Below are 23,218 nucleotides of genomic sequence, written 5' to 3'. Positions count from 1 at the left end.
TGGTTTTTTCTGATTATATTTGTAAAATTACTGTATCTGTTTACTTTTTTGCCTACCTATTTTTTAAACTACTCTATAAATATGACTAAATTTTTTACTAACAAATGGATTCCCATTGTTGAATATACCAATAAGGAAAATTATCTCAATGAGGTACAAAAGCAGGTAGATTCTATTTCAGATAAGTTTGTGGGATTGTTTTTTTTACTTGGAATTTGTCTTGCTCCTATATATAGTACGTGGGTTTTTACTTGGATTACAGCAGGTTGTACCTGTATGTTGTATCTTATAGTTCGGTTAGTTTTGCAAGAGGGTAAACTTTCTAGAGCTTTGATTGCAGTTGTGTATACTATTTTTCTATTGCAATTTATAGGTCAGCTTCACGGAATGGCAGAAATGCACTTTTTTTATTTTACTAATGCAGCACTTCTTATTATTTATCAAGATTGGCATATGCAGGTTGTTTATTCGTGTTTAGCTATTGGGCATCATTGTTTTTTGGCACTTATGCAATGGAAATATGGAACTGATCTGGGAGAATATTTTATTGGATATGGAGAAATTACTTTTTTTAGATTATTTTTTCATTTTGGAATAGCCCTTCTAATGTCATTTATTTGTGGGTTTTGGGCATATCTAATCCAAAGAATGTACATTACAATTACCTCAAAAAATAAAGGTTTTAATCAAATTGGAGCATTGGAAATTAAATAATGAAGTAAAATATTGTAAATATTAAAATAAAATTCTACCTTTGCAGTCTTGTTTTCTGTATAAGGATCACAAGCTCTATTTTATTTTATTGTAGAGAATTATTTTATTTCAGACCTCTCAAACTTTGTATAAGTTATGGCAACTCGCATTAGACTTGCAAGAAGAGGGCGCAAAAAAGCTGCACGTTTCGAAATCGTGATAGCAGACTCCCGAGCGCCACGTGATGGTAAATTCATCGAAAAAATTGGGACTTATAATCCACAAACTGTTCCTGCTTCTATCGTTATTGACGATGAGAAAGCAATGAAATGGCTTATGGTAGGAGCGCAACCTTCAGAAACAGTAAGAAGAATGTTGCACTATAAAGGCTTAATGTTCCGTAAACATCTTCAATTAGGTGTAAACAAAGGAGCAATTACTCAAGAATCTGCTGATGAAAAGATGGCAGCTTGGAGAGAAGCTAAAGATCAAAAAATTGAAAGCCGTATTTCTAAACTTTCTAGTGATAAGCAACAAGCTGCAAAAGACCGTATGGCTGCTGAAGCTAAGGTAAAAGAAGCTCGTACTGAAGCTATCCGTAAGAAACAAGAAGAAGCTGCTAAAGCTAATGAGCCTGCTGCTGAAGCAAGTGAAGAAGCTCCAGAAGCATCTACGGAAGAAACAACAGAAAATGCAGGAGAATAATTATAAGAAATAATTACGAATTAAAAATTATGATCTGCTAAAGCAGTGAAGCTAATTACGAATGAGTAGTTTATTTAATTTATATTCATAATTATTTACAGATATAGAAAAATTTGAACTTATATCTATTTATAAAAATACTTCTAAACTCTTTTTTATTTTTATTCTATTTTTTTAGAATGATGAATAAGAAAGAGTTTTTTTATAGAAAATGATTTAAGAAAAAATAAAACTACTTACTCTCAAAATATTTGTTTAACTTTTCAGAACCAAACCTAAGTGTATTGCTATTCGTTTAGTATAAAAAGCAAACAAACCAATACACTATTCATACTACCACATTTTATCATTTTTACTTATAAAATAATGGACACACACACACCTATCAAAGAAGAAAAAAATAAAATTCAATCGCCCAAAAAATTTAGAAAAACTAATAAAAGACGTTCTGACAAACAGAAAATGTCTTGGATAAACCAAGTAAAAGATATTAAACTCATCAGAAAAGATCCCTTTGGAAATTTTCTTTTTTTGAAACGAATGCTAGTAGGCGTTCTAGGGGCAGCTACTTATCCACGTTTTAATATTCTGAATAACACAAAAGTAGAAGGTGCAGAGCATTTGATAAACCTTCCTAATAAAGGAGTTATGTTTATTTCCAATCATCAAACTTATTTTGCTGATGTAATGGTCATGTATCATATTTTTTGTAGCGTAAAATGGAAACTTAAAAATATAAACTTTCCTGTTTATCTTCTCAATCCACGTACAAAAATGTTTTATGTCGCTGCTGAAGAAACAATGAAAGATGGTGGCTGGTTGCCTAAATTGTTAGCTTATACAGGCGCAGTAACCATAAAAAGAAGTTGGAGGGCAAAAGGAGAAGAAGTTAATCGGGGAGCTGATACATCTGCCCCCAATAAAATAAAACAAGCCTTAGCAGAAGGTTGGGTAGTAACTTTTCCACAAGGGACAACAAAAGCATTTGCACCAGTCAGAAAAGGCTCAGCACATTTGATTCATGAACTAAAACCAATTGTAGTTCCTGTTTACATAAACGGCTTTAGAAGAGCATTTGATAAAAAGGGATTCTTTTTGAAAAAACGAGGTACAGATTTACAAGTAACCTTTAAAAAACCTGTTCAGTTTACAGACGAACATACTATTGAGGATATTCAAAAGTTTATAGAAAAACATGTTAAATTGCCAGAGGAAATGCAGACGATAAAGTAAAAAGAAAAACAAAAAGGCTTGAAAATTAAATTTCAAGCCTTTTTTTATAGTATCTTAATTCAAAGTTTTATTTAAACTTCTTTATTGCACCTGATTTTACTTTTCCAAAATATTCTCTTAAATCCTTCCTCACTTCTGGTGATAAGATTATCAGACCCAAAATATTTGGAAATGCCATTCCCAAAATCATCATATCTGAAAAGTCTACTACTGCACCTAGTTCGATAGAAGCACCAATTACTACGAAAATCAGAAAAATAGCTTTGTAAACTAAGCTCGCAACTTTGCTTTGTCCGAAAAGATAAGCCCACGCTCTTTCACCATAATATGACCAAGAAATCATAGTAGAGAAAGCAAACAAAACAATAGCAATAGTCAGTACATAAGGAAACCAAGGAATTGATTTACCAAAGGCTTTAGAAGTCAAGATTGCACCTGATAAACCCTCTGTATTTGCATATTCTCCTGTAAAAATAATAACAAGTGCAGTCATTGTACAAACGATAACTGTATCGATAAATGGCTCTAAAAGAGCTACAATTCCTTCACTTACAGGCTCATCTGTTTTGGCAGCTGAGTGAGCAATAGAAGCCGAACCTACACCAGCTTCATTAGAGAAGGCTGCACGACGGAAACCTTGTATCAAAACACCGATAAAACCACCAGCAGCAGCTTCAGCATTAAAAGCACCATCAAAAATAAGCATAATTGCATCACCAACAGCAGTAATATTTATCATAATTACAATAAGGGCAGCCAAAACATAAATACCACACATAAACGGAACAATTTTATCCGTTACTTTAGCAATACTTTTGATACCTCCAATGATTACGACACCTACTAAAATGGCAAAACCAACTCCAAACCATACTCCATTACCTACTAATGCTGGAATTTGTCCTTCCAATTGTGCAAAGGCTTGATTTACTTGGAACATGTTTCCACCACCAAAAGAGCCTCCAATACAAAGAACAGCAAAAGTAACAGCCAAAACTTTACCCAAAACACCTAAACGTTTTTTAGCTAATCCTTGACTCAAATAATACATAGGACCTCCAAAAACTGTCCCTTCTTTATCAATAATTCTATATTTCACACCCAATGTACATTCTACAAATTTTGAAGACATTCCTAAAAGACCTGCTGTAATCATCCAAAAAGTTGCTCCTGGTCCTCCAATAGAAATTGCAATAGCAACACTGGCAATATTTCCTAAACCAACGGTAGCCGAAAGTGCCGTAGTAAGTGCTTGAAAGTGAGAAACTTCTCCAGTATCATGTTCAGGGTCATCAAATTTTCCACTTACCAAATCAATTGCGTGTTTGAAACCTCTAAAATTGATAAAATTCATTTTGAAGGTAAAATAAATTGCTCCCAAAACAAGCCAAAAAACAACTAAAGGGATTGACTTTGTTTGTGGTGTTCCATTTGGGTTTAAAAGAGGTTGTTCTTTATCATAATCTATAATTCCTAAGACACCACCATTTGTACGAACAACATCTGAAGCATCTTTATTCTGAGTGACATCATAAACTGTCATTCCTTCTTTAAGCGCAATGTTGATTGTTCCGTCAAACTGTGCATAAATTTCTCTATCTCCTTTATTTGAGCTTACAATAGCAATCAAATCGGCTTGTTTTACTTTTGCTTTGTCTTCAACAAGCCATTTCTTTACTGTTATCTTTGTGAGTAATTTATCTGTTACAAAAGGAGCTTTTACTTTGCCTTCATTGACTTGAATTCTTGGGTCATAGATTCCTATTGCTGCAAATGGGTCAAAAAACAAAACTGTTGCCATTGCATTTACTAGAGGTGTAAAAGTAGCATTTAGATTTTCTCCACCAGATTCTGCTTCTACGACCGTCTGAAACTCAGCCTCTTGATCTGCTGCATCAATTACTTTCAAAGAAACTGTAGCTCCTTCTGTATTTCCTTTACATGTGTCAGCTACAATAGGCGTTGCTGCATTTGACCAATAATAACGATATGGAGGTGTTCCCCCTTGTACTTTTGCTACGACGATTCCATTATTTATACTACCAGATGGATTGATAGTTTCTAGTTTTCCTGTAAGCTCACTTTGAGAAAAAGCAGTAAGAGAAAAGAAAACAGAAAACAGAAGTGTAAGTAAAAAAATGCTACTTTTTGGTAATAGTTTTTTTGTTGTGAAATGCTTTTGTACGGAATAAATCATAAGAAGATGCTATTATATTTTGATAAGTTATTGGGTAAACTAAGTTTAATTAAAATAATCTTTGTGAAGAATCACAAATTAAATAGATATGCAAATTAAGTCAAAATTTACTTTATATAACATAAAAGTTGCTAAAAAAGGTGTATTTTGGAAAGGGACTATTGATTTTAACTAAAAAGTAGCTTTAAAATTCCTTATAAATGATAATTTTTATATGTCCTTATTTGCATGATATGGATAAATGAGTGGATTTTATTTTATCTAAAGACCTTACTATTTCTCATACACAAACTTAATTACAGGCGTAATATTTTAATGCATGATACTTCTGAGAAAAAAATGTTTAATTCTAAAGACCTGAATGCAAAATATATCATTAAGAGGTGTACACACAAAAAATCCATTCAGAAAATAATTTTTCTAAATGGATTTTTCTTATAAAAATATATCTTATCATTGTTGGTGTCTTACCAACGCCATAAATTTAATGAAAAAATTCTTTGACTTTATCAAAAAACGAACGGTCTTGTTTGTCTAAATCAGGAGCAAAGTTATCTGCTGTTTTTAGTTTTTCCATTTCTTTGCGTTCTTCTTTAGTGAGTTTTTGAGGAATCCAAACATTGACATGAATAAGCTGATCGCCTGTTTCATAAGTGTTGTAAGGACGAATTCCTTTTCCACGCAATCTCAATATTTTTCCTCCTTGTGTTCCTGCATCTATTGGCACTTTCACACTGCCATCAATGGTAGGAACTTCAACAGTTGTTCCCAAGACAGCATCTGGAAAACTGATACACAAATCATAATGTACATTTTTTCCTTCTCTCTTAAGGAATTTGTGTTCTTCTTCTTCAATAAGAATCAATAAATCGCCTGCAACGCCTCCTCTTGGTGGGTAGTTTCCTTTTCCTGCCATAGAAAGCTGCATTCCGTCTTCAATTCCTGCTGGAAGTTTTATTTCAGTTACTTCTTCTTTCATCTGAACACCTTCGCCACTACACGACTTACAAGGGTCAGTAATGATTGTTCCTTGTCCGTTACACGAAGGACAAGCTGCTGTAGTTACCATTTGTCCAAGCATTGTATTTGTAACACGTCTTACTTGACCGTTTCCGTTACATTGCTTACAAGTTTGTTTGGAAGAGGCATCTTTTGCACCCGAACCATCACAAGTGTCACACAAAACTTGGCGTTTGATTTTGATTTTTTTCTCTACACCATGAGCAATTTCTTGAAGTGTAAGTTTGAGTTTGATACGAACAGAAGAACCTTTTTTCTGACGCTGTCCTCCTCTTCCTCCACCAAAAATATCATCGAAAGGAGAGCCACCTCCACCTCCAAAACCACCACCGAATATATCTCCAAAATGAGAGAAAATATCGTCAGCATTTTGGAAGCCACCACCACCACCATTCATTCCTTGGTGTCCGAAACGGTCGTATTTAGCTTTTTTTTCTGGATTTCCTAAGGCATCGTATGCTTCAGCAGCTTCCTTAAATTTATCTTCTGCTGTTGCATCACCTGGGTTTTTGTCTGGGTGAAACTTGATTGCTATCTTTCGATAAGCTTTTTTGATTTCTTCTGCTGATGAATTGCGTGAAACACCCAACACTTCGTAATAATCTCTCTTGCTCATAACTGGTAATTAAATTTTTCTAATTCTGTAAAGTAGTATGTCACTATTTTTTGATTGTTTTCCTTTTAAATTTAATAAAACTGGTTCAAGTGTAAGTTCTTGAACCAATCATTAGCTAGGTTATGCACCTACAACTACTTTAGCAAAACGAACTACTTTATCGTTGAGAAAATATCCTTTTTCTATTTGATCAACTACTTTACCTTTCAATTCTTCTGAAGGTGCTGGCGTAGTTGTGATAGCTTCATGTATATCTGTATCTAATGGTTGCCCAATAGGTGAATCCATTTCTTTAAGTCCTTGTTGCTCTAAAACGGTACGGAAACGCTTTTGTAAAATTCCGATAGCATCAAAAGCAATATCTGCTTTTTGGTCTTGGTCTTCTGTCTGATTTATTGAACCTTCAGCACGCTGAAAGTCATCTAAAACAGGAATAAGCGCAGCCATCATGTTTTTATTAGCAAGCTGTGTATGCTCAATTTTTTCTTTGGCAGTACGACGACGGAAATTTTCAAATTCAGAATACAAACGTAAATGCTTATCTTTCAATTCTAAAAGTTCGGCATGATAATTTGGTTCTGTTGAATTGTCAGTTTCTGTTGTTGTTTCTTCATTTGTTTCTGCCGAAGTGTCCGAAGTAGATTCAGCTTTTGATTCTGAGTTTAGATTTTCTTCAGTTTGGTTATTTGTAGAACCGTTGTCAGAATGATTGTTAGTATTCATACTACTTATATTTTGATTTTATATTTTGAAATAGAATGTCTTTTTTATGTAGAGAGAATATTGTTTTTTAATATTATTTATATAAAACTATAGCAAAAAAAATTATAATTTTACTTTCAATACTAGTAAAGAATAAATATTCTGTTATTGTATAAATGAAACAACTTATACTCTAATTACGCTATCAAAAAGGCAATATATTTGCCAAATGTGCTATTTGTTTAGTTACGTGTCAGTTTGACAGATAACTAGATGAAAAATAAATTTTCTTAAAGCAATAAATTAGTTTAACAATTATTTAAAGATTTGGTAATATGCTTAAAAAGCCAAATAAAAATTGGAATTTGGTTTGGTTTTTGAACAATTATAATTAAATTGCGTTGCAAACGTTTTACTATTTGCAAAAACATAGTTTTGAATTTATCCTTCAACAAATCATACCCTTTCTTATGATTTATACTTAACTCAAAAATTTCTACCCTTTTCTATGCTCTTGTTTAATTTAACTGCTTTCTACTTGCTTATTATGAAGAAAACCTACCTGACCATCACTAGCCTTTTATTTGTTTTATTTTTTATATCTTCTGCTTTTGTATCTTCTACTTCTACTCTAGGTGGTGGCGAAGAAAAATTTATCCCCAAAACAGAAGTTGCTCCAAAACTTTTATCAGATGCATGTTCTCGTACTCGTTCTTCAGATGCTTCTATTACCCACGTAATGCTTCATTTTTGTAGTAATGCAGCTCAAAATCCAGAAAATCCTTACAATTTAAAAGATATTTTGAATGTATTTGAAACCTATAAAGTTTCTGCTCATTATATTATAGACAGAGAAGGAGTTATTCATCATTTAGTAAATGAAAATCGTTCTGCACACCACGCAGGAAAAGGAACACTTTCACACGAAGCGCATCGTCATAATGACTTAAATGGACGTTCTATAGGAATTGAAATGATGGCAATTGGAACACAAAATGAAATGTCAAAATTCATTTCGACTTCTACTTACCAAAAAATAAATAAAAAAGATGTTGGCTTTACAGAAGCTCAATACAAATCTTTAGCTCGTCTTTTACATGATATTGAAAGCCGTCATACAGATATTAGCCACGACCGTAAACACATTGTAGGACATGATGAATATGCACCTTCACGTCGTAGCGACCCAGGTAGTTTGTTTGATTGGAAAAAAATTGGTCTTACAGTTAACTAGACTAAAAATAAAAAGAGTAGAACCAAAAAGGTTTGAGTTTCAATAGAAATTCAAACCTTTTTTTATGAAATAAATTCAAAAACTTTTAACTTGCTTTTGAGTTGTTTTATCAAATTACTTAGATTACTGCACATTGTAAATAAATATTGTAGGTATTTCTACTAACGATTTTTATTCCTTATACAGGATTCTATAAATTACTACCTCTACCAAAAAAGAAAAATATGATTATCAAAAGTTTGTTCGAAATCGCTTTTTATAGTTCTTTATTAGTCGCCAAGAAAGTAGGTACTACAATAGGAGAAAATTTGCCTTTTTCTGAAAAGAAAAAACAAAAAAAGGCAATAGCTCCTTTAAAAACTGTACAAGTAAATTTAGAAGAGGAGCAAGTAGAGAATAATCAAGTAACAAAAAAAGAAAAAGGAACAACTCCTAAATCAGAAACAAAAGCTGAAGAACCTAAAAAAATAACTCCAAAACAAGAGGCGAAAATTATGAATTACTCTCTCAAAACTAAAAAAGAGCTATATAAAATAGCACAAGAAATTGACCTTGAGGGACGCTCAACAATGAATAAAGGCGAGCTAATAAAGGCTTTAAGAGAACATTCTGAAAAATAAATTATATTTTAATCTAATTTAAAAATCAATTTAAAATTTTAAAAATTTATGGCAAAAGACCACGGAAACTCAATCAAAGACGACGAACGTTATGAAGCTCTTCGCAGAGAAGGATATAGCAAAGAAAAATCGGCTCGCATCGCTAATACCCCAGCCTCAGAAGCAGGAAAAAAAGGAGGAAAGGCAAAGGAGTACGAAGACCGAACTAAAAAAGAACTCTATCAGCAAGCCAAAGAATTAGATATAGAAGGGCGTTCGAAAATGAATAAATCCGAACTTATCGATGCGCTAAGAAATAATTAAAAAGTATAACAGACTTCCTAGTGTGTTATATAAAAAAATCAATAACTCAAAATATCGTGCATTCTGACAACTCCTAAGCAATTATTTTTTTCATCTACTACAGGAGCGACATAAATCTGACGCTTTTTATTTTCCATTACGCTCAAGACTTCTGAGAGTCGCATTTGAGGATGCAAAGAGATAGGGTTTCGTGTCATTATTTCTTCTGCTTTTACGGTTAGTGTATCCGAATGAGTCAGAAAACGCCTTACATCACCGTCTGTAATTATTCCTTCTAGTTTAATAGAATTTTCTTCATTTTTACAAACACAAACAGCACCCAAATTATATTTTGTCATTACTATAACAACTTCTTTGAGTGAGTTTTGAGCAGAAACAATTGGTAAGTTTTCCTTACTGTGCATTACATCAGCAGCCGTAAGTAAAAGATTACGTCCTAACTGTCCAGCAGGATGAAAAACAGCAAAATCACTATCTTTAAAGTTTCGTGCTTTTATCAGTGCAGCAGCCAAAGCATCACCAATGACAAGTGAAACCGTTGTGCTACTCATTGGTGCAAGATTCAACGGACAGGCTTCACGCTCAACAGTTGCATCTAAAACTAAATCTAAGTTGTGAGCTAGACGAGTTTCTATATTACTAAAAATGCCTATTGTTTTTGCGCCTACTTTACTGAGTGTTGGAAGCATTTTTACAAGTTCAATTGTAGTTCCACTTTTAGAAAGCATAATTACTATATCGCCTTTTGAAACCATTCCCAAATCTCCATGAAGTGCTTCGGAAGCATTCAAAAAAACAGAAGGCGTTCCTGTACTTGCAAAAGTAGCCGAAATTTTGTGTGCAATAATTCCAGATTTGCCTACTCCTGTAACTACAATTTTTCCTTTTGAAGTCAAAATCAGTTCAATAGCCTTTTCAAAGGTAGTTGCAATTTGGTGTTTTGCTTTTTGTAGCGCATCAATTTCTAAATCAAAAACTTCATTGGCTGAATTTAGGTAGGATTGCATTATTACTTTTTTTAGAATGGTTGAAGTCGTTGGGGGAGACACCAACAACAGTAAGGTTTTACTCTGATTTTTTCATTAATCAAAAGTAATAAAAATAGCTTTCTGGAATTGTAATTTCTAATAGATTTGAAGTTTTTTAAACTTTTAAGAGGTATTTTGTTGTTGATGTCGCTTTGCTAAAACACCAAAAAGGGTAGGAATTCGTAATTTTTAATTAGCTTCGCTACTTTAGCAGGTCGTAATTGTTTCTATTCTAAAACCCATCAAAAGAATATCATCGATTTGTTCTTCATTTTTCATCCAATCTACTATCGTAGTATCTAAAATTTCATGCTGCTCTTCCATCGGTTTTTGATGAATTTTTTGTAATAATGCTCTTAGTTTTTTTATCATAAACTTTCTACCTTCCAAACCTCCAAACTGGTCTTGGTAACCATCTGAAAAAATATAAAACATAGTAGGTGCATTCTCTTCATTCAAATCTATGATATGTGTTTTGAAAGAATCTTCTTTATAGACATCTTTTCCTCCAATTGGTTTTTTATCGCCTTTTAGGGTTTCTATTTCTCCATTTTTTATGTAAAGAAGTGGATTTTTTGCTCCTGCAAACTCTAATATATTTTTTTCTTTGTCATAGACACAAAGTGCCATATCCATTCCGTCTCTATTTTCAGTTTCTTGTTGCTTGAGTGTTGTTTGTACGCCTTTGTGAAGCTCGTTCAAAATTTCATGAGGTGTAGTAATTCCTCTCAAATTTACAATTTCATTGAGTAAATCGTTGCCTATCAATGACATAAATGCGCCTGGAACTCCGTGTCCTGTACAATCAATGGCTGTCAAAATTACTCTATTGTCTTTTTCGGTTGTCCAATAAAAATCACCTGAAACAATATCACGAGGCTTAAACAATACAAATCCTTCTGTATTTGCTCCAAAATTTGTAAAAACCTGTGCAGGAGGAACTAAAATTGCATCTTGAATGCGCTGTGCATAACGAACACTATCAGTAACTTTTATATAAAGCTCATTTAATTCTTCACTTTTGTGAGCAATGGCATCACGCTGCATCTGAATTTCTTCCGTTTGTTGTTCTAATTCTACATTTTTCGATTCAATTTGATCTTTTTGTTGTGCTAGTTCTTTATTTTTTTTCTTTGAGCTTAGAAAAGCAAAACCAATAACGAGTAAAATTAATAGCGATAAAATAGCTGCGATAGCAAATATTTTTCGCTGAGCTGCTGATTCTGCTTCTTTTACATTGGCTTCTGCCTGTGCTTCTGCTTGTTTTTTTTCTGCTTCTGCTCGTTCTCTAGCTAATGTTTGTTTGTTTAGGTCAGCTTGCTGTTCTAATCTTTCTACTTCTCGTTTTCTATTAAGTTCTTTTTGTTGTAAATCTTCCACTTCACGTGCTGCTTTTTGAGCATTGAGTTCTTGCTGTGCAATGAGTAGCTCTTGTTTTGTACGCTGTTTTTCTAAGGCTTCTTTTTCTAATCGTTCGGCTTGTAATTCTTGTTTTTGTTGTAATAAAGCTAGTTCTTGATTTTGCTTATCTAGTGTTAGTTCTTGTTCTTTTAATTGTGCTGTTTTTAATTCTTCATCAACCATATATAGTTGTAGTTCTTTTTCTGTTCTTTCTATTAAAAACTGCTGTTGCAAAAGTTCTTGTTGTTTCAAACGTTCTTCCAAAAGTAAAGAATCACGAATATTGAGATGTTTTTCATACGATTTTAGAGCATCTTCATAATTATTATTTGCTTGATTAATTTGTGAAGCTGTTAGGTGAATATCTTTTACTATTTCACGCTGTTTATATTTTTGAGCATAAACTAAAGCAAGTTCGTTATATTCTCTAGCGTTATGGTAATCTCCTAACTGATAATACAGAGCTGCCATAATATTGTATAAGCGAGCTAACTCTCTAGGTTTATTTTTTATTTCTACTATATTTATTGATTGTTTTAAAAAGCGCATCGCATTATCATACTGAGCTAGGTTTTGATAAACGATTGCTGTATTTGTAAGTGTGATTGGGTCTTCTTCTAATCCTAATTTTTTTTCTATTTTTCTAGCTTGTTCAAAACTTGTAATTGCTTTATTATAATTCCCTAAAAATTTGTAGGTATAGCCAATATTATTCAGTGTTGCTGCTACGGCTGCCGAATCTCCAATTATTCTATCCATTTCTAATACTTCTTGATTTGCATCTAAAGCTGTTTGATAGTCTTTATTGGCTTGGTAAGCTGTTATGAGTTGGCGAAGAGCTTGTATGGTAGCATACGGTTTTTTCTGAGGTAGATAAATTTGTTTTGCATTTTTATAGGCTGTAATGGCTTGTGGGTAGTCTTTTTGAGCCAAATAGGACTCTCCCAAGCGCATCGAAATTACAGCTTGAGTAGATGAGTTTGCATCAATTACTTCTTGTGATTTAGTAAAATATTCAATGGCTTTATCGTGTAAACCTCCATTTTGATAAATAATCCCAATTTCGGTATAGACTTGAAAAAGAGCTTTTTTATCGTTTTGTTTTTCTAATTTATTGACAGCTTGAAGGTAGTAACGGAGTGCGCTTGCTAGTTTTTGCTCACTTTGCTCATGGCGTGCAGATTTGAGTAGCTCTTCTACAGTTTGGCTACTTTGAGCCAAAACAGAAAAGTTAATTCCGATAACCAAGAAAAATACAAACCAAAAACGCATTTTATTCAATTACGAATTAAAAATTAAAAATTACGATATAAACTTCAATAACAAACGAAGCAAAAATTTTATTATTCAATTGTATTTTGACTTTCTATTCTCTTGCTACTAATCTCTCGTTCTAGTTCCTTTGTGCTAATCACAGTTTTACAATCATTACGGGTACTTTACTTTGAAAACTCATTCCTTGCGAAACACTTCTATGAAAAAGTCCTTCAAAGAAGGAACGCTCTTTTGTTAGCATAACTAATAATTGAGCAGGTTTAACATCTAAAAAGTCACTAATTCCTTCCTGAATACTTTTATTATAAGTAATTTCAAAACTCATTTTTTCTTTTGAAATAGAAGAGTAAATTTTTTGTAATGGTTTTAATTGATAATCAATTAAGTTTTTTTCCTCTTCATTTGTAAAAACATGAAGGCAAGTCAGGTGCGCTCCCAAAATCTCACAAAAGAGTAATAGAGAATCAATAATATCAGCATCTCCTTCATCTAAAGAAAGTGCAAAAACGACATGTTCAATGCTATCTTGTATTTGTATCTCCGAAGGCACAATCAAAATAGAAGAAAGGGTTTGTTCTAAAGTTTGTGAAATAAGCCTTTCAAAAGGTATCCCTTCCCATTGTGAACGGTCTTTTGCTGAAAGAATCAAAATATCAGCATCATGTTTTTTGATAATCTTGATAATATTTTCTTTTTCTCTTCCTTGTTGAATAGAGGTTTCTATTTTAATATAGTCTTCTGAATTTTTATAACATTCAAAATCATATTCACTGACAAAAACGTGCAGTTGATTTTCCAAATCAGACAACAAATGAATTGGGCTATTTTGAGGATAGGTATGATGAACGATTATTTTCGAACCAAATTCTTTGGCAAGCAATATTGCATACTGCAACGATTTTGCAGAAGACAAAGAAAAATTAGTTGGAACAAGTAGCGTTTTCATAATTAATTACTCAAAATAAACAAGAATAAATAAAGGTCATCACGGTTAGTTTAGTAATATTGATTTTTCCGTAGCGACAGGTTTGAAAACCTGTCGCTACGGAAAAATAAGACTGTTTTGCTTTTCTATAACTTGCTAATTATTAGACCTGTAAATAACCGTGATAACGTTTAATAAGTATAAATATATCAATTTTTATTCAAATTCTCTATCAAAATATCTCTTGCACAATCTGTACTTATAATTTTCATTTGTGATTGGGAATTCTTTTCTTCCATATCTAGAGGAGCAAATTCTTTTTCAGCTTTAGAAGCTACACAATCACAAATTTTAGAAATGGTTAGAGAATCTAGTTTTAGTAAGGACTTTTCATTTTCACTATTGATTTCTACTTTACAGTCAGACTCAAACTTTGCTTTATATTCTAAGTTCCATTCTCCTTTTTTTCCTAAATTGTTACAAGAAGTCAGAACAACAACAAATGTAAAATATACAAATAGCCTTGATTGTTCTTTTAATTGATAGATATTATTTCTCATAAATGGTTTAACCTGATTCATTAAATTTTTTCTAACACAAAGATATGAAGATACAAACCTCCAGCTTCAGTTACATATTCTTTTGTGATTTTATATTTTTTTATCATAAAGATAACTTCTCTAAAAACGCCTTGTCTCATTGTAAGAACGACCACTTTTCCGTTTTTAGATAAAATTTTGTCAGCCGAACTCAAAAATTGGTCGTATAAGCCACGCATGTTTACCTGTTTTCCAGATTGAATTCCGAAAGGTAAGTTACAAACTATTTTATCTATTTGCCCATTTTCTAAGATATAATCTTGTAGGCTTTCATCTAAATGACGTGCATTGAGTTCTCTAACCCCTACAAAGTCAAAGTTATTTAATCGTAGATTTTCTTGTGTTCCTTCCATCGCTTTTTGGTGCATATCTCCAGCCAAAATTTTGATTTTATTCCCAAAAATACTGGCAGCTTCTAAAACAATTGTTCCTCCTCCACATGTACAGTCTAAAAGTGATTCTCCTTCTTTAAGACCTGCTAAAGTAAGTAAATGATACGCCAAAGTATGTTTGGTGGCAGCTCTGTGATGAAATACTCGCTCAATTTTATTATATTCTCCTTGACGATGTGCAAGTGTATCATCAGTAATTTGATAACCCACAAGAACAAAACTTCCTATCACATCAACTCTCAAGTTATATTCATATTCTGTTAAAGAAACAGGTGTTTGATAACGCAAAATTACGGTGTGTCCAATATGTTTTACCATTTCCATGGATGTAAACTCATGGGTCCCATAACGTTCGGCACTTGCACGAAACGATTTTGCTGTTTTTAGTTCTGGCAAATCTATTTGCATTACTTTTTGTTTTAGAGCTTCTAAAGTAGGATTTTCTAAATAAAAAGTACCTTTCAATTCTATGACAGAATGAATACTTCTAAGTGAAAGCAGTTGTTGCAGAACTATAGCATTTGTATTTTCATCAGAATCAGGAACAAGAAAACAAACACGATGCGAAAAGTTTTCAAATTGTTTTACTTCTGTGGCTTTTGGTATTTTCTGTTTTATCTCTTCTATGACTAAATCTTCTAAATTATAATCACAGGTTACTAAGTATTTTTTCAACTGAATTTATTTTATTGATAATTTTTTATTTCGTTCCGTTTTATGCAACTGAATACATAATTTTTACACAAAAATAGAATAAAGTTTGTTAAGCTAACTTATAAAATCCGAATTATTGGTTTTTTTCTGCCTTCTGTTTTATTTATATCTGACTATTCATGTATTTTTGTCCTACAATTTTAAAAAGACAAACTGTGTTATATGTTTAAAAAAATAGATAAACTGGTCGCTCATTCCTTTTTTGGGCTTTTCTTTCTTACTTTTTCGGTAGTTTTATTTATTCTACTGATGGTTTTTATGTCCAAATACTTTGAGGATTTGGTGGGTAAAGGTTTGGGGGCAGAAGTTTTCGCAGAACTCTTTTTCTACTTTTCACTTACTCTTGTTCCACAAGCATTGCCATTGGCTATTCTTTTGGCTTCCTTGATGGCATTTGGAAATATGGGTGAGCATAATGAACTCACAGCAATAAAAGGATGTGGGATTTCACTTATCAGAATACTTATGCCTGTTGGACTTTTTGCTATTTTTATGACAGGAGTGGCTTATGTTTTTAATGATACTATTGTTCCAGAAGTAAATTTGAAGGCATACCGTTTACTTTATGATGTCCGACAAAAAGAACCTACTTTAGACTTTCCAGAAGGTTCTTTTTATAATGGTTTGCCAGGTTGGAGTATACGAATAGGCGAAAAAGTAAAGGGAACAGATAGCTTAAAAGATTTAATTATCTATGACCATAGAAGCGCAAGAGGAAATACCGATCTTATTATTGCTGATAAAGGATTGATGTTAAATAAACAAGATGAGCAAATATTAGAATTCCATGTAGAAAATGGTCATCGCTATTCTGAACAGCTTACTAGTGGTGGAGTAGATAAAAATGCTTTTATGAGAGATAAATTCGAACAAGCCACCTTCAATTTTGATTTATCTTTCTTGCAAATGAGTGAAACTTCAGAAGAGTTATTTCAGCAAAATCGATATATGATGACTGTTTCTCAACTAGATGCAGAAGCCGATTCTCTTATGCAAGATGCTAGAGAAGTAGAAGATGAAAATGCAACACGAGCAAGGAGTTATTTTGATTATACTTTTTTTGTAGAATTTGAAAGAGAACGATTAGCGCAGCGAGCTGAACAAGAAATAAAACAAGCTGAAAAAAGACAAGCAAAACTAGATTCTTTAGATAAAAACCTTATAAAAGAAGATTCATATAACTCAGATGTAGCTTTAGAAACAGATAAAAGACAACAAACAGCACTAGATTCGATTAAAAGACTAAATCCAAAAAATCCTGATACGTCTATATTAGATAGTGCAAGTGATTCTAAAAATACAGAAACAGAAGTATCTAGCTCTACTGGAGCATTTTCAAACAATAGAGGTTCTAATCCTATAAAAACTAAGTTTTATAGAGGTCACATGATGGAAGAGTCAATAGAGATAAACAATAATCTAGCACCAATTCCTAATGCTTTAGATGGGTTAGATACAATTGATTGGAAAAATCTTCCTGATACAATTACAGTAGCACATCAAAATTTCTCTAAAAAAAGTAAAGAGGTAATAATTGATAGAGCATTAACTAAAATTAGAAATATGCGTTCTTTTGCCAAAACAAATAGTGATCGAATTGAACGTTTTGAGTATGATTCAAGAAGAGCCTTATTAGAAAAAAATAAACGCTTATCACTTGCTGTGGCTTGTTTTATTATGTTTTTGATAGGTGCGCCACTTGGTACAATTATAAAAAAAGGAGGACTGGGAGTTCCTGTTCTTATTTCAATCATCTTTTTTATCTTATTTTATATTGTGAGTATTACTGGCGATAAGTGGGCAAGAGAAGAAATTATTTCTATTTTTATGGGTTCTTGGGCTGCAAATATGTTGCTTTTAGTTTTTGGAATTATATTTTTATTACAAGCAAGAGCAGATTCTAGGCTCTTCGAAGTGGATGCGTATGTGGTTCTTTTTGGGAAAGTAAAAAAGTATTTTGTAAAGCAGAAAAACACAAATGAAAAAGTATAAGGGATTTTTCTACTATAAATATAAAGGTTGTTGTTGGTGTTTTAGCATAGTGACACCAACAAAAACGCTACTCCTTTTCTTAAAAAAATTCATAATCATCAATTTTAATTCGTAATTATTTCTTCAAAAAATGAATATAGAAAATTCAAAAAATGATTGGGAAACCCGTTCTACTAAAACGGTATATGAAAACAACTGGATTCATGTAAAAGAAAACCAAGTAATTAATCCAAGTGGAAATAATGGAATTTATGGTGTAGTTCATTTCAAAAATGCAGCTATCGGAATTGTTCCTTTAGATGAAGAAAATAATACTTATTTGGTCGGACAATGGCGTTATGCACTAAATGAATACTCGTGGGAGCTACCTATGGGAGGCGCACCAACAGATGATTATTTGTTGCATGCACAGCGAGAGTTAGAAGAAGAAACAGGACTAAGAGCCAAAAAATGGAAAAATATCATGAAATTACACACTTCGAATTCAATTTGTGATGAAGTGGGTTATGTATTTTTGGCACAAGAACTCAACCAAGGAGAAATGCAATGGGAAGAAACTGAAAATCTAGCAATAAAAAAACTGCCTTTCAGAGACGCTTATCAAATGGTTTTGAATGGGCAAATTACTGATGCCATTAGTGTTGCAGGTATTTTGAGAGTAAAAGTTATTTTAGATGAAAGAGTGTAGAATCCTAAATACTTGATATTTTCATCCAAACAAAACTTTATAAAAGTCCTATAATAATCGCCAATTTAATTTAATTTTTCTAACTTTGCCAATGACTGTGTTTTGTAATACAGCTGTAGAATAATAGCTTTTCTTTTTTTCTTTTCTGATGAAAAAGATGACTTTTAATTTATAAAATGCCTTACGTATATTGTTTTGATTGAAAAATCAGAAACAATACTTTAATTATTTGCTGATTTTATCTTGTAACTATTATGATGAACGAAGAAAACGAGAACCAGAACGAAAACGCACACAATAACACTACTCAAAATGTAGAAAACTCTACAGAAAATATTGAAGTAGGAAGCGAAGCAAGTGTAAGTATGGATAATACTATTGCTAAAGAAATTGTCCAAGAAGCTGAAAGTAATATAGAAGCAACTGAAAAACCTGATTTAAAAGATGAATCAGCAGAAGAAGCTGAGGAAGAAGTAACTGAAGAAGATTTGGAAGCTATCAGAAAAGAAAGCGAAGAGACAAATGCTTCTGATGATGAAAAATCAGATGATACAGAAAATGAAAATTCTGAAAAAGAGCAAAGACAACAAACACAGGAACTTCCACAAGAAGATTATTCGACTTTGTCTAAAGAAGAATTAGTTGCTAAAAGTGCATTGTTTGCAGCGCAAGCAACAACAGCAACAGAAGAAAGAATTAACTTTCGTTATTTAGATGACCAAGTTTCAAAAATCAGAGAATTTATAGATGGTTTTAATGAAACAGAACGCAAAGAAGCACGTCAGAAATACGAAGAATCAGCAACAACAGATGAAGAAAAAGAAGGCTTTTCATTCCAACAAGATGACCTCACTGGAATGTTCTATGAAAACTTTAAGGCAGTAAAAGAAGCCAAACGCAATCATTATGCAAAATTAGAAAGCGAAAAACAAAGCAATCTAAAGAAAAAACAAGCTATCATTGAAGAACTTCGTTTGCTTACAGATACTTCAAAACCAAGTGAACTTTCAAGAAAAGGAGAATTTGATAGAGTAAAAGCAATTCAGTCAGAATTCAAAAATATTGGTTATGTTCCGATGCAAGAAGCTGACGAAATTTATAGAAATTATAAAGCATTACTAGACCTTTTCTACAATCAAAAATCGCAGGAACGTGAGCTTTTAGCTCTTGACCGTGAGCGTAATTTGGAAGCAAAAGTTTCTATTGTTACTCGTGCTGAAGAACTTTTGAATCACGATAAATTAAATGATGCTGTAAACGAACTCAATCGTCTGCATCAAGAATACAAGCGTATTGGTCCTGTTCCTAGAGCAGACCGTGAGCAGCTTTGGGAGCGTTTCAAGGTAGCTTCTGACAAAATTTATGATGCTCGTAGAGAATATGCAGACAAATTTAAGGCGCAGTTAGAAGAAAACATGAAACTTAAACAAGACCTCTGCCTAAAAGTAGAGGAGTTTGTAAGTTATGACACAGACAAAATTAGAGAGTGGAATAACAAAACGCAAGAACTTGTTGAACTTCAAAAACAATGGGATGCTATCGGACCTGCTCCTCGTGAAGTGGCTAAAAGTTTGAACAAGCAGTTTTGGGATAATTTCAAAACATTCTTTAATAATAAATCTAAATTCTTTGAGAAATTAGATGCAGCTAGAGATGAGAATTTGATTAAAAAACAAGAACTTATCAAACAAGCTGAAGAACTTAAAGAAAGTACAGATTGGGATAACGCAGCAAATACACTAAAAAGATTGCAGAGCGAATGGAGAGAAATTGGACACGTGCCAGAAAAACAACGTGAAACAGTTTATCAAGAGTTCAAACAAGCTGCTGATTATTTCTTTGAGCGTCGTCGTAATCGTTATAAAGAACAAGATGCTGCACAAGAAGAAAATTTGAAACAAAAATTAGAAATTTGTAATCAAATAGAAGAACTTGCAAAAGCAAAGTCAAATGATACAAAGAAATTACAAGAACTACATTTGAAGTTTCATGAAATCGGATTTGTTCCACGCAAAAATATCCGTACCATTCAAGACCGTTTTGATGAAGTAAATGCAATGTTTATGAAAAATTCGGAATTGAGTAGTGAAGAAGCTCAGACATTCCATTTCAAAACACAAGCAAAAGCTATCAAGAAAAATCCAAAAATGGCTGGCGACTTCAAACAAAGTGAAAACAAACTCAAACGTAAAGTCACAGATTTAGAAAATGAGATTAATTTGTGGCAAAATAACATTGAGTTTTTTGCAAAATCAAAAACGGCTGATAAACTTCGTGAAGAGTTCAACGAAAAAATTGCAAAAGCACAAGCTGAAATTGCAGCTATAGAAAATCAAATCAAAATCTTGACAACTGCTCCGAAAGAAGAGAAAAGTGAAGAAAAAGCAGCAGAAGTAAATCAAGAAGTAGAAGCAAATGCAGAAACTTCAAGTGATAATTCTGAAAAGTAAATTTACTTTTATTAGATTTTTATAAAAAAGCATTCTATTCAAATTTATTTTTGGATAGAATGCTTTTTTGTTTTTTAAAATTTTATTTTTGTGTAAAATTTGTTATTTACTTTATAATTTAATTAAAATGAAAAAAATATTTTCACTGGTATTCTTTGTTACTCTAGCATGTTCTATGTCTTTTTCTGCCCTAGGACAAACCAAAAAAAAGGATGCTTTAAAAGAAAAAATTGCAAAAGATGTTTGTAATTGTATCTCTGATTCTAATGTAGATTTGAATAATGGAGTCGCAGTAGAAGAAAAGTTAGCAGAATGTTTAATGGCTGCAATCGTAGCTAATGAGGCAAAAATTACTAAAACAATGGATTTGGATTTTGAAGATCAGAAACAAATAGAAAGTTTTGTAAAAGATATTGCCCTAACAGTAGGCGTAAAATGTCCTAAAATATTTATGAATATGATAGGAAAAAAAATGGATGATGATGAAAAATATGTTTTTAATATAGAAGCTACCATCGAAGAAGTCGAAGAAAATGATTTTGTGATATTTTTGGTGAAAGACGCAGAAGGCAATTTACACAGACTTATTTGGTTAGAAGAGTTTGATAATGATGAAGAATTAGAAGGAGATGCAGAGTCCCTGAAAGGTAAGGAATTAAAAATAGAATATGAAGAAAGAAAATACTATAATCCGAAAACAAAAAAATACACCAAAGTAAAAGTAATTCAGGATATAGAAGTTGAATAAGTTAGTAAGAAAAAAGATACAAAAAAAACAGCCTATAAATACATTTTATAGACTGTTTTTTTGTGCCAAACATTTGAATCAAATTATTGAGCTGTTTCTGTACTATCTTTTTCAGCTTTGTATTTTGCATTTAAACGCTCCAAAACAGTTTTTGTAATATCTAATTCTTTATCTGTATAAAGAATCATAGACATGCCTTTTTGAGTTCCTAAAACAACTTTATATCCTTTTTCAGCTTTGTATTCTTCCAAAACAGACTCAATATCTGAGTATGCTTTGTTCATATCTTTTTCACCTTGCAACATAAGAGCTTCTGACATAGAACCTTTTTGTCTTTCTAACATTTGATATTTTGTTTGAAGATCTTGTTGTTCTTTTTTTGCAGCATTTTCAGATAAAAGACCTTGAGAAGCACGTTTTTGAAAACTTTCAGCTTCACTCTGTAATTGAATTTCGCTTTGCTCTAACTGTCTTCTCATTTCTGTTTGTTTCTTTTCTGTTCTGTTTTTTATGTCTACCAAATAATCATAATATGTGTTAAGCGTATCAAGATTTACATAAGCAATATCGCCATTGTTTGTAGAATTTGATGAGCTAGTAGTGGTATTAGTAGCATTTGCAGTCTTAGATTCTTTTGGTTGGCAACTTGTAAAAGCGACAAAAGAAATAATTAATGTAAGAGCGAAATAAAATGAACGAGTGAATGTATTTTTCATTATTGAGATTGAAATTGAGAAATTGAAATTAATTTTTACCTTAAATAAATAAAAGCACAAAGATAATAGAAAATTATTTATTAAGACTTTTTAAATGAATCTTTCAAAATAGAATCCCTAATAAATATTTATCGTTTGGTTGTTTGTGCTTTTATCTTTTGAAGTTGTTTAAGAATATAAAAAAAATACAGCCTTTATCAGTGTTTTATAATAGACCAACAAAAAAGCATTTTCATTAAATAACTTCTTTCAAATAGCTTTATGCAGCAGGATTTCTAACAATCATTTTTGTACGAAAAGAACCTTTAATAACAAGTGTAGAATCTTTCTTTTCATTGTTTAGTAAACCTTTAAAAGTTCCTTCATAGATATCTCCCTCTATTTTTTGAATAGTCATTTCAAAAGGTTCTTCAGAAGAGTCTTGCATTTGATATTTGAATTTGCCTGTGTTATTTGTACGTATAAAATTTACTATAATATCTTTACGTAATTTGCCTTCTTTACTTTCTTGTAGCGTAAAAGGAGGAGTTTGATTCAAATCAAAGTTATGAGCTTGCAAATAAATGCTTTCTTTACAATGGTCATCAGCACAGCGTTCGATTCTAAATAAATCTTTTTTCAATAAATTGTATCTAGCAACATTGTCAAGAGATAAATAATTGAAGTTATATTCTTTCCCTCCAATATCAGCTTTGATATAAAAATCATTGTCTACAGCAGCAGAAGCAGGACGAGTATCTGGTTCTTCTACTTCTTCTGTTTCGGTTGTAGTTTCAGAAGTGCCACTATTAGTACATGCCCAAAGACCATACGAACTCAAGGCAGCAAAGATAAATAATACATAGATAGATTTAATCTTTTTCATAAATTCTGAGACGTTTTAGAGAGTTTTGAATGAAATATTTTATTTGAAATAAAAATAATAATCAAAGAGTTGTATTATTATTTAGGAGTGCAAAATTCTGAA

The 23,218-nt window shown here is 32.1% G+C and carries 20 protein-coding genes; 10 read left to right on the top strand and 10 right to left on the bottom strand.

What is annotated here, in order from left to right:
- The first annotated feature begins 81 nt into the window (after positions 1 to 81).
- The 3 genes from V9L04_RS00995 to V9L04_RS00985 all read left to right on the top strand — a co-directional run bounded on the left by V9L04_RS00995 (position 82) and on the right by V9L04_RS00985 (position 2,631).
- Positions 82 to 714, top strand: coding sequence for a hypothetical protein (locus V9L04_RS00995; protein ID WP_338792194.1), 633 nt, complete (start codon positions 82 to 84; stop codon positions 712 to 714).
- A 135-nt stretch (positions 715 to 849) separates the two neighbouring features.
- The gene (locus V9L04_RS00990) at positions 850 to 1,398 is read left to right on the top strand and encodes a 30S ribosomal protein S16 (protein WP_338792193.1); all 549 of its coding nucleotides are present in this window, start codon (positions 850 to 852) and stop codon (positions 1,396 to 1,398) included.
- A 366-nt stretch (positions 1,399 to 1,764) separates the two neighbouring features.
- On the top strand, positions 1,765 to 2,631 hold the full coding sequence (locus V9L04_RS00985) for a lysophospholipid acyltransferase family protein (RefSeq protein WP_338792192.1): 867 nt from the start codon (positions 1,765 to 1,767) through the stop codon (positions 2,629 to 2,631).
- A gap of 67 nt (positions 2,632 to 2,698) precedes the next feature.
- Here the strand turns inward: V9L04_RS00985 and V9L04_RS00980 are convergent, their stop codons facing one another.
- From V9L04_RS00980 to V9L04_RS00970, 3 genes are all read right to left on the bottom strand, one after another.
- Entirely contained in the window at positions 2,699 to 4,828 is a 2,130-nt protein-coding gene (locus tag V9L04_RS00980; protein WP_338792191.1) for an amino acid carrier protein, read from the bottom strand.
- 484 nt (positions 4,829 to 5,312) lie between these two features.
- Positions 5,313 to 6,464, bottom strand: a complete 1,152-nt coding sequence (gene dnaJ / locus V9L04_RS00975) for a molecular chaperone DnaJ (RefSeq protein WP_338792190.1) — start codon at positions 6,462 to 6,464, stop codon at positions 5,313 to 5,315.
- 120 nt (positions 6,465 to 6,584) lie between these two features.
- Positions 6,585 to 7,187: a nucleotide exchange factor GrpE gene (locus tag V9L04_RS00970; RefSeq protein WP_338792189.1), complete on the bottom strand. Its 603-nt coding sequence runs from the start codon at positions 7,185 to 7,187 to the stop codon at positions 6,585 to 6,587.
- A gap of 526 nt (positions 7,188 to 7,713) precedes the next feature.
- On the opposite strand from V9L04_RS00970, the gene V9L04_RS00965 reads away from it, so the two are divergent.
- The 3 genes from V9L04_RS00965 (at position 7,714) to V9L04_RS00955 (ending at position 9,323) form a co-directional block, all read left to right on the top strand.
- Positions 7,714 to 8,400 (top strand): N-acetylmuramoyl-L-alanine amidase, encoded by a 687-nt coding sequence (locus tag V9L04_RS00965; RefSeq protein ID WP_338792188.1) that lies wholly within the window; start codon positions 7,714 to 7,716, stop codon positions 8,398 to 8,400.
- A gap of 224 nt (positions 8,401 to 8,624) precedes the next feature.
- The gene (locus tag V9L04_RS00960) at positions 8,625 to 9,020 is read left to right on the top strand and encodes a Rho termination factor N-terminal domain-containing protein (RefSeq protein ID WP_338792187.1); all 396 of its coding nucleotides are present in this window, start codon (positions 8,625 to 8,627) and stop codon (positions 9,018 to 9,020) included.
- 48 nt (positions 9,021 to 9,068) lie between these two features.
- Complete coding sequence (locus tag V9L04_RS00955; protein ID WP_338792186.1) at positions 9,069 to 9,323, top strand: Rho termination factor N-terminal domain-containing protein; 255 nt, start codon at positions 9,069 to 9,071, stop codon at positions 9,321 to 9,323.
- Positions 9,324 to 9,361: 38 nt separating this feature from the next.
- On the opposite strand, the gene V9L04_RS00950 is transcribed toward V9L04_RS00955, so the two are convergent.
- The 5 genes from V9L04_RS00950 to V9L04_RS00930 all read right to left on the bottom strand — a co-directional run bounded on the left by V9L04_RS00950 (position 9,362) and on the right by V9L04_RS00930 (position 15,618).
- On the bottom strand, positions 9,362 to 10,330 hold the full coding sequence (locus V9L04_RS00950) for a KpsF/GutQ family sugar-phosphate isomerase (RefSeq protein WP_338792185.1): 969 nt from the start codon (positions 10,328 to 10,330) through the stop codon (positions 9,362 to 9,364).
- A gap of 228 nt (positions 10,331 to 10,558) precedes the next feature.
- The gene (locus V9L04_RS00945) at positions 10,559 to 13,024 is read right to left on the bottom strand and encodes a tetratricopeptide repeat protein (RefSeq protein ID WP_338792184.1); all 2,466 of its coding nucleotides are present in this window, start codon (positions 13,022 to 13,024) and stop codon (positions 10,559 to 10,561) included.
- A 139-nt stretch (positions 13,025 to 13,163) separates the two neighbouring features.
- The gene (locus tag V9L04_RS00940) at positions 13,164 to 13,973 is read right to left on the bottom strand and encodes a universal stress protein (RefSeq protein WP_338792183.1); all 810 of its coding nucleotides are present in this window, start codon (positions 13,971 to 13,973) and stop codon (positions 13,164 to 13,166) included.
- 188 nt (positions 13,974 to 14,161) lie between these two features.
- A complete protein-coding gene (locus tag V9L04_RS00935) occupies positions 14,162 to 14,512 on the bottom strand; it encodes a hypothetical protein (protein WP_338792182.1) in 351 nt (116 codons plus the stop codon).
- 20 nt (positions 14,513 to 14,532) lie between these two features.
- Entirely contained in the window at positions 14,533 to 15,618 is a 1,086-nt protein-coding gene (locus V9L04_RS00930) for a methyltransferase domain-containing protein (RefSeq protein ID WP_338792181.1), read from the bottom strand.
- 201 nt (positions 15,619 to 15,819) lie between these two features.
- Here V9L04_RS00930 and V9L04_RS00925 point away from each other — a divergent pair, with 201 nt between their 5' ends.
- The 4 genes from V9L04_RS00925 (at position 15,820) to V9L04_RS00910 (ending at position 21,535) form a co-directional block, all read left to right on the top strand.
- Positions 15,820 to 17,649 (top strand): LptF/LptG family permease, encoded by a 1,830-nt coding sequence (locus V9L04_RS00925; protein ID WP_338792180.1) that lies wholly within the window; start codon positions 15,820 to 15,822, stop codon positions 17,647 to 17,649.
- A gap of 130 nt (positions 17,650 to 17,779) precedes the next feature.
- Positions 17,780 to 18,337: an NUDIX hydrolase gene (locus V9L04_RS00920; RefSeq protein ID WP_338792179.1), complete on the top strand. Its 558-nt coding sequence runs from the start codon at positions 17,780 to 17,782 to the stop codon at positions 18,335 to 18,337.
- 254 nt (positions 18,338 to 18,591) lie between these two features.
- Positions 18,592 to 20,787, top strand: coding sequence for a DUF349 domain-containing protein (locus V9L04_RS00915; RefSeq protein WP_338792178.1), 2,196 nt, complete (start codon positions 18,592 to 18,594; stop codon positions 20,785 to 20,787).
- A gap of 175 nt (positions 20,788 to 20,962) precedes the next feature.
- Complete coding sequence (locus V9L04_RS00910; RefSeq protein WP_338792177.1) at positions 20,963 to 21,535, top strand: hypothetical protein; 573 nt, start codon at positions 20,963 to 20,965, stop codon at positions 21,533 to 21,535.
- 83 nt (positions 21,536 to 21,618) lie between these two features.
- On the opposite strand, the gene V9L04_RS00905 is transcribed toward V9L04_RS00910, so the two are convergent.
- Together V9L04_RS00905 and V9L04_RS00900 are read right to left on the bottom strand one after the other, a co-directional pair.
- Positions 21,619 to 22,251 (bottom strand): OmpH family outer membrane protein, encoded by a 633-nt coding sequence (locus tag V9L04_RS00905; RefSeq protein WP_338792176.1) that lies wholly within the window; start codon positions 22,249 to 22,251, stop codon positions 21,619 to 21,621.
- 259 nt (positions 22,252 to 22,510) lie between these two features.
- A complete protein-coding gene (locus tag V9L04_RS00900; protein WP_338792175.1) occupies positions 22,511 to 23,116 on the bottom strand; it encodes a hypothetical protein in 606 nt (201 codons plus the stop codon).
- Between the last annotated feature and the right edge of the window lie 102 nt (positions 23,117 to 23,218).

Source organism: Bernardetia sp. MNP-M8 (assembly GCF_037126285.1).
In the GTDB taxonomy this organism is placed as follows: domain Bacteria; phylum Bacteroidota; class Bacteroidia; order Cytophagales; family Bernardetiaceae; genus Bernardetia.
Note: the sequence above shows the minus strand (reverse complement) of the source record. Positions and strands in the feature narration are given on the sequence as shown.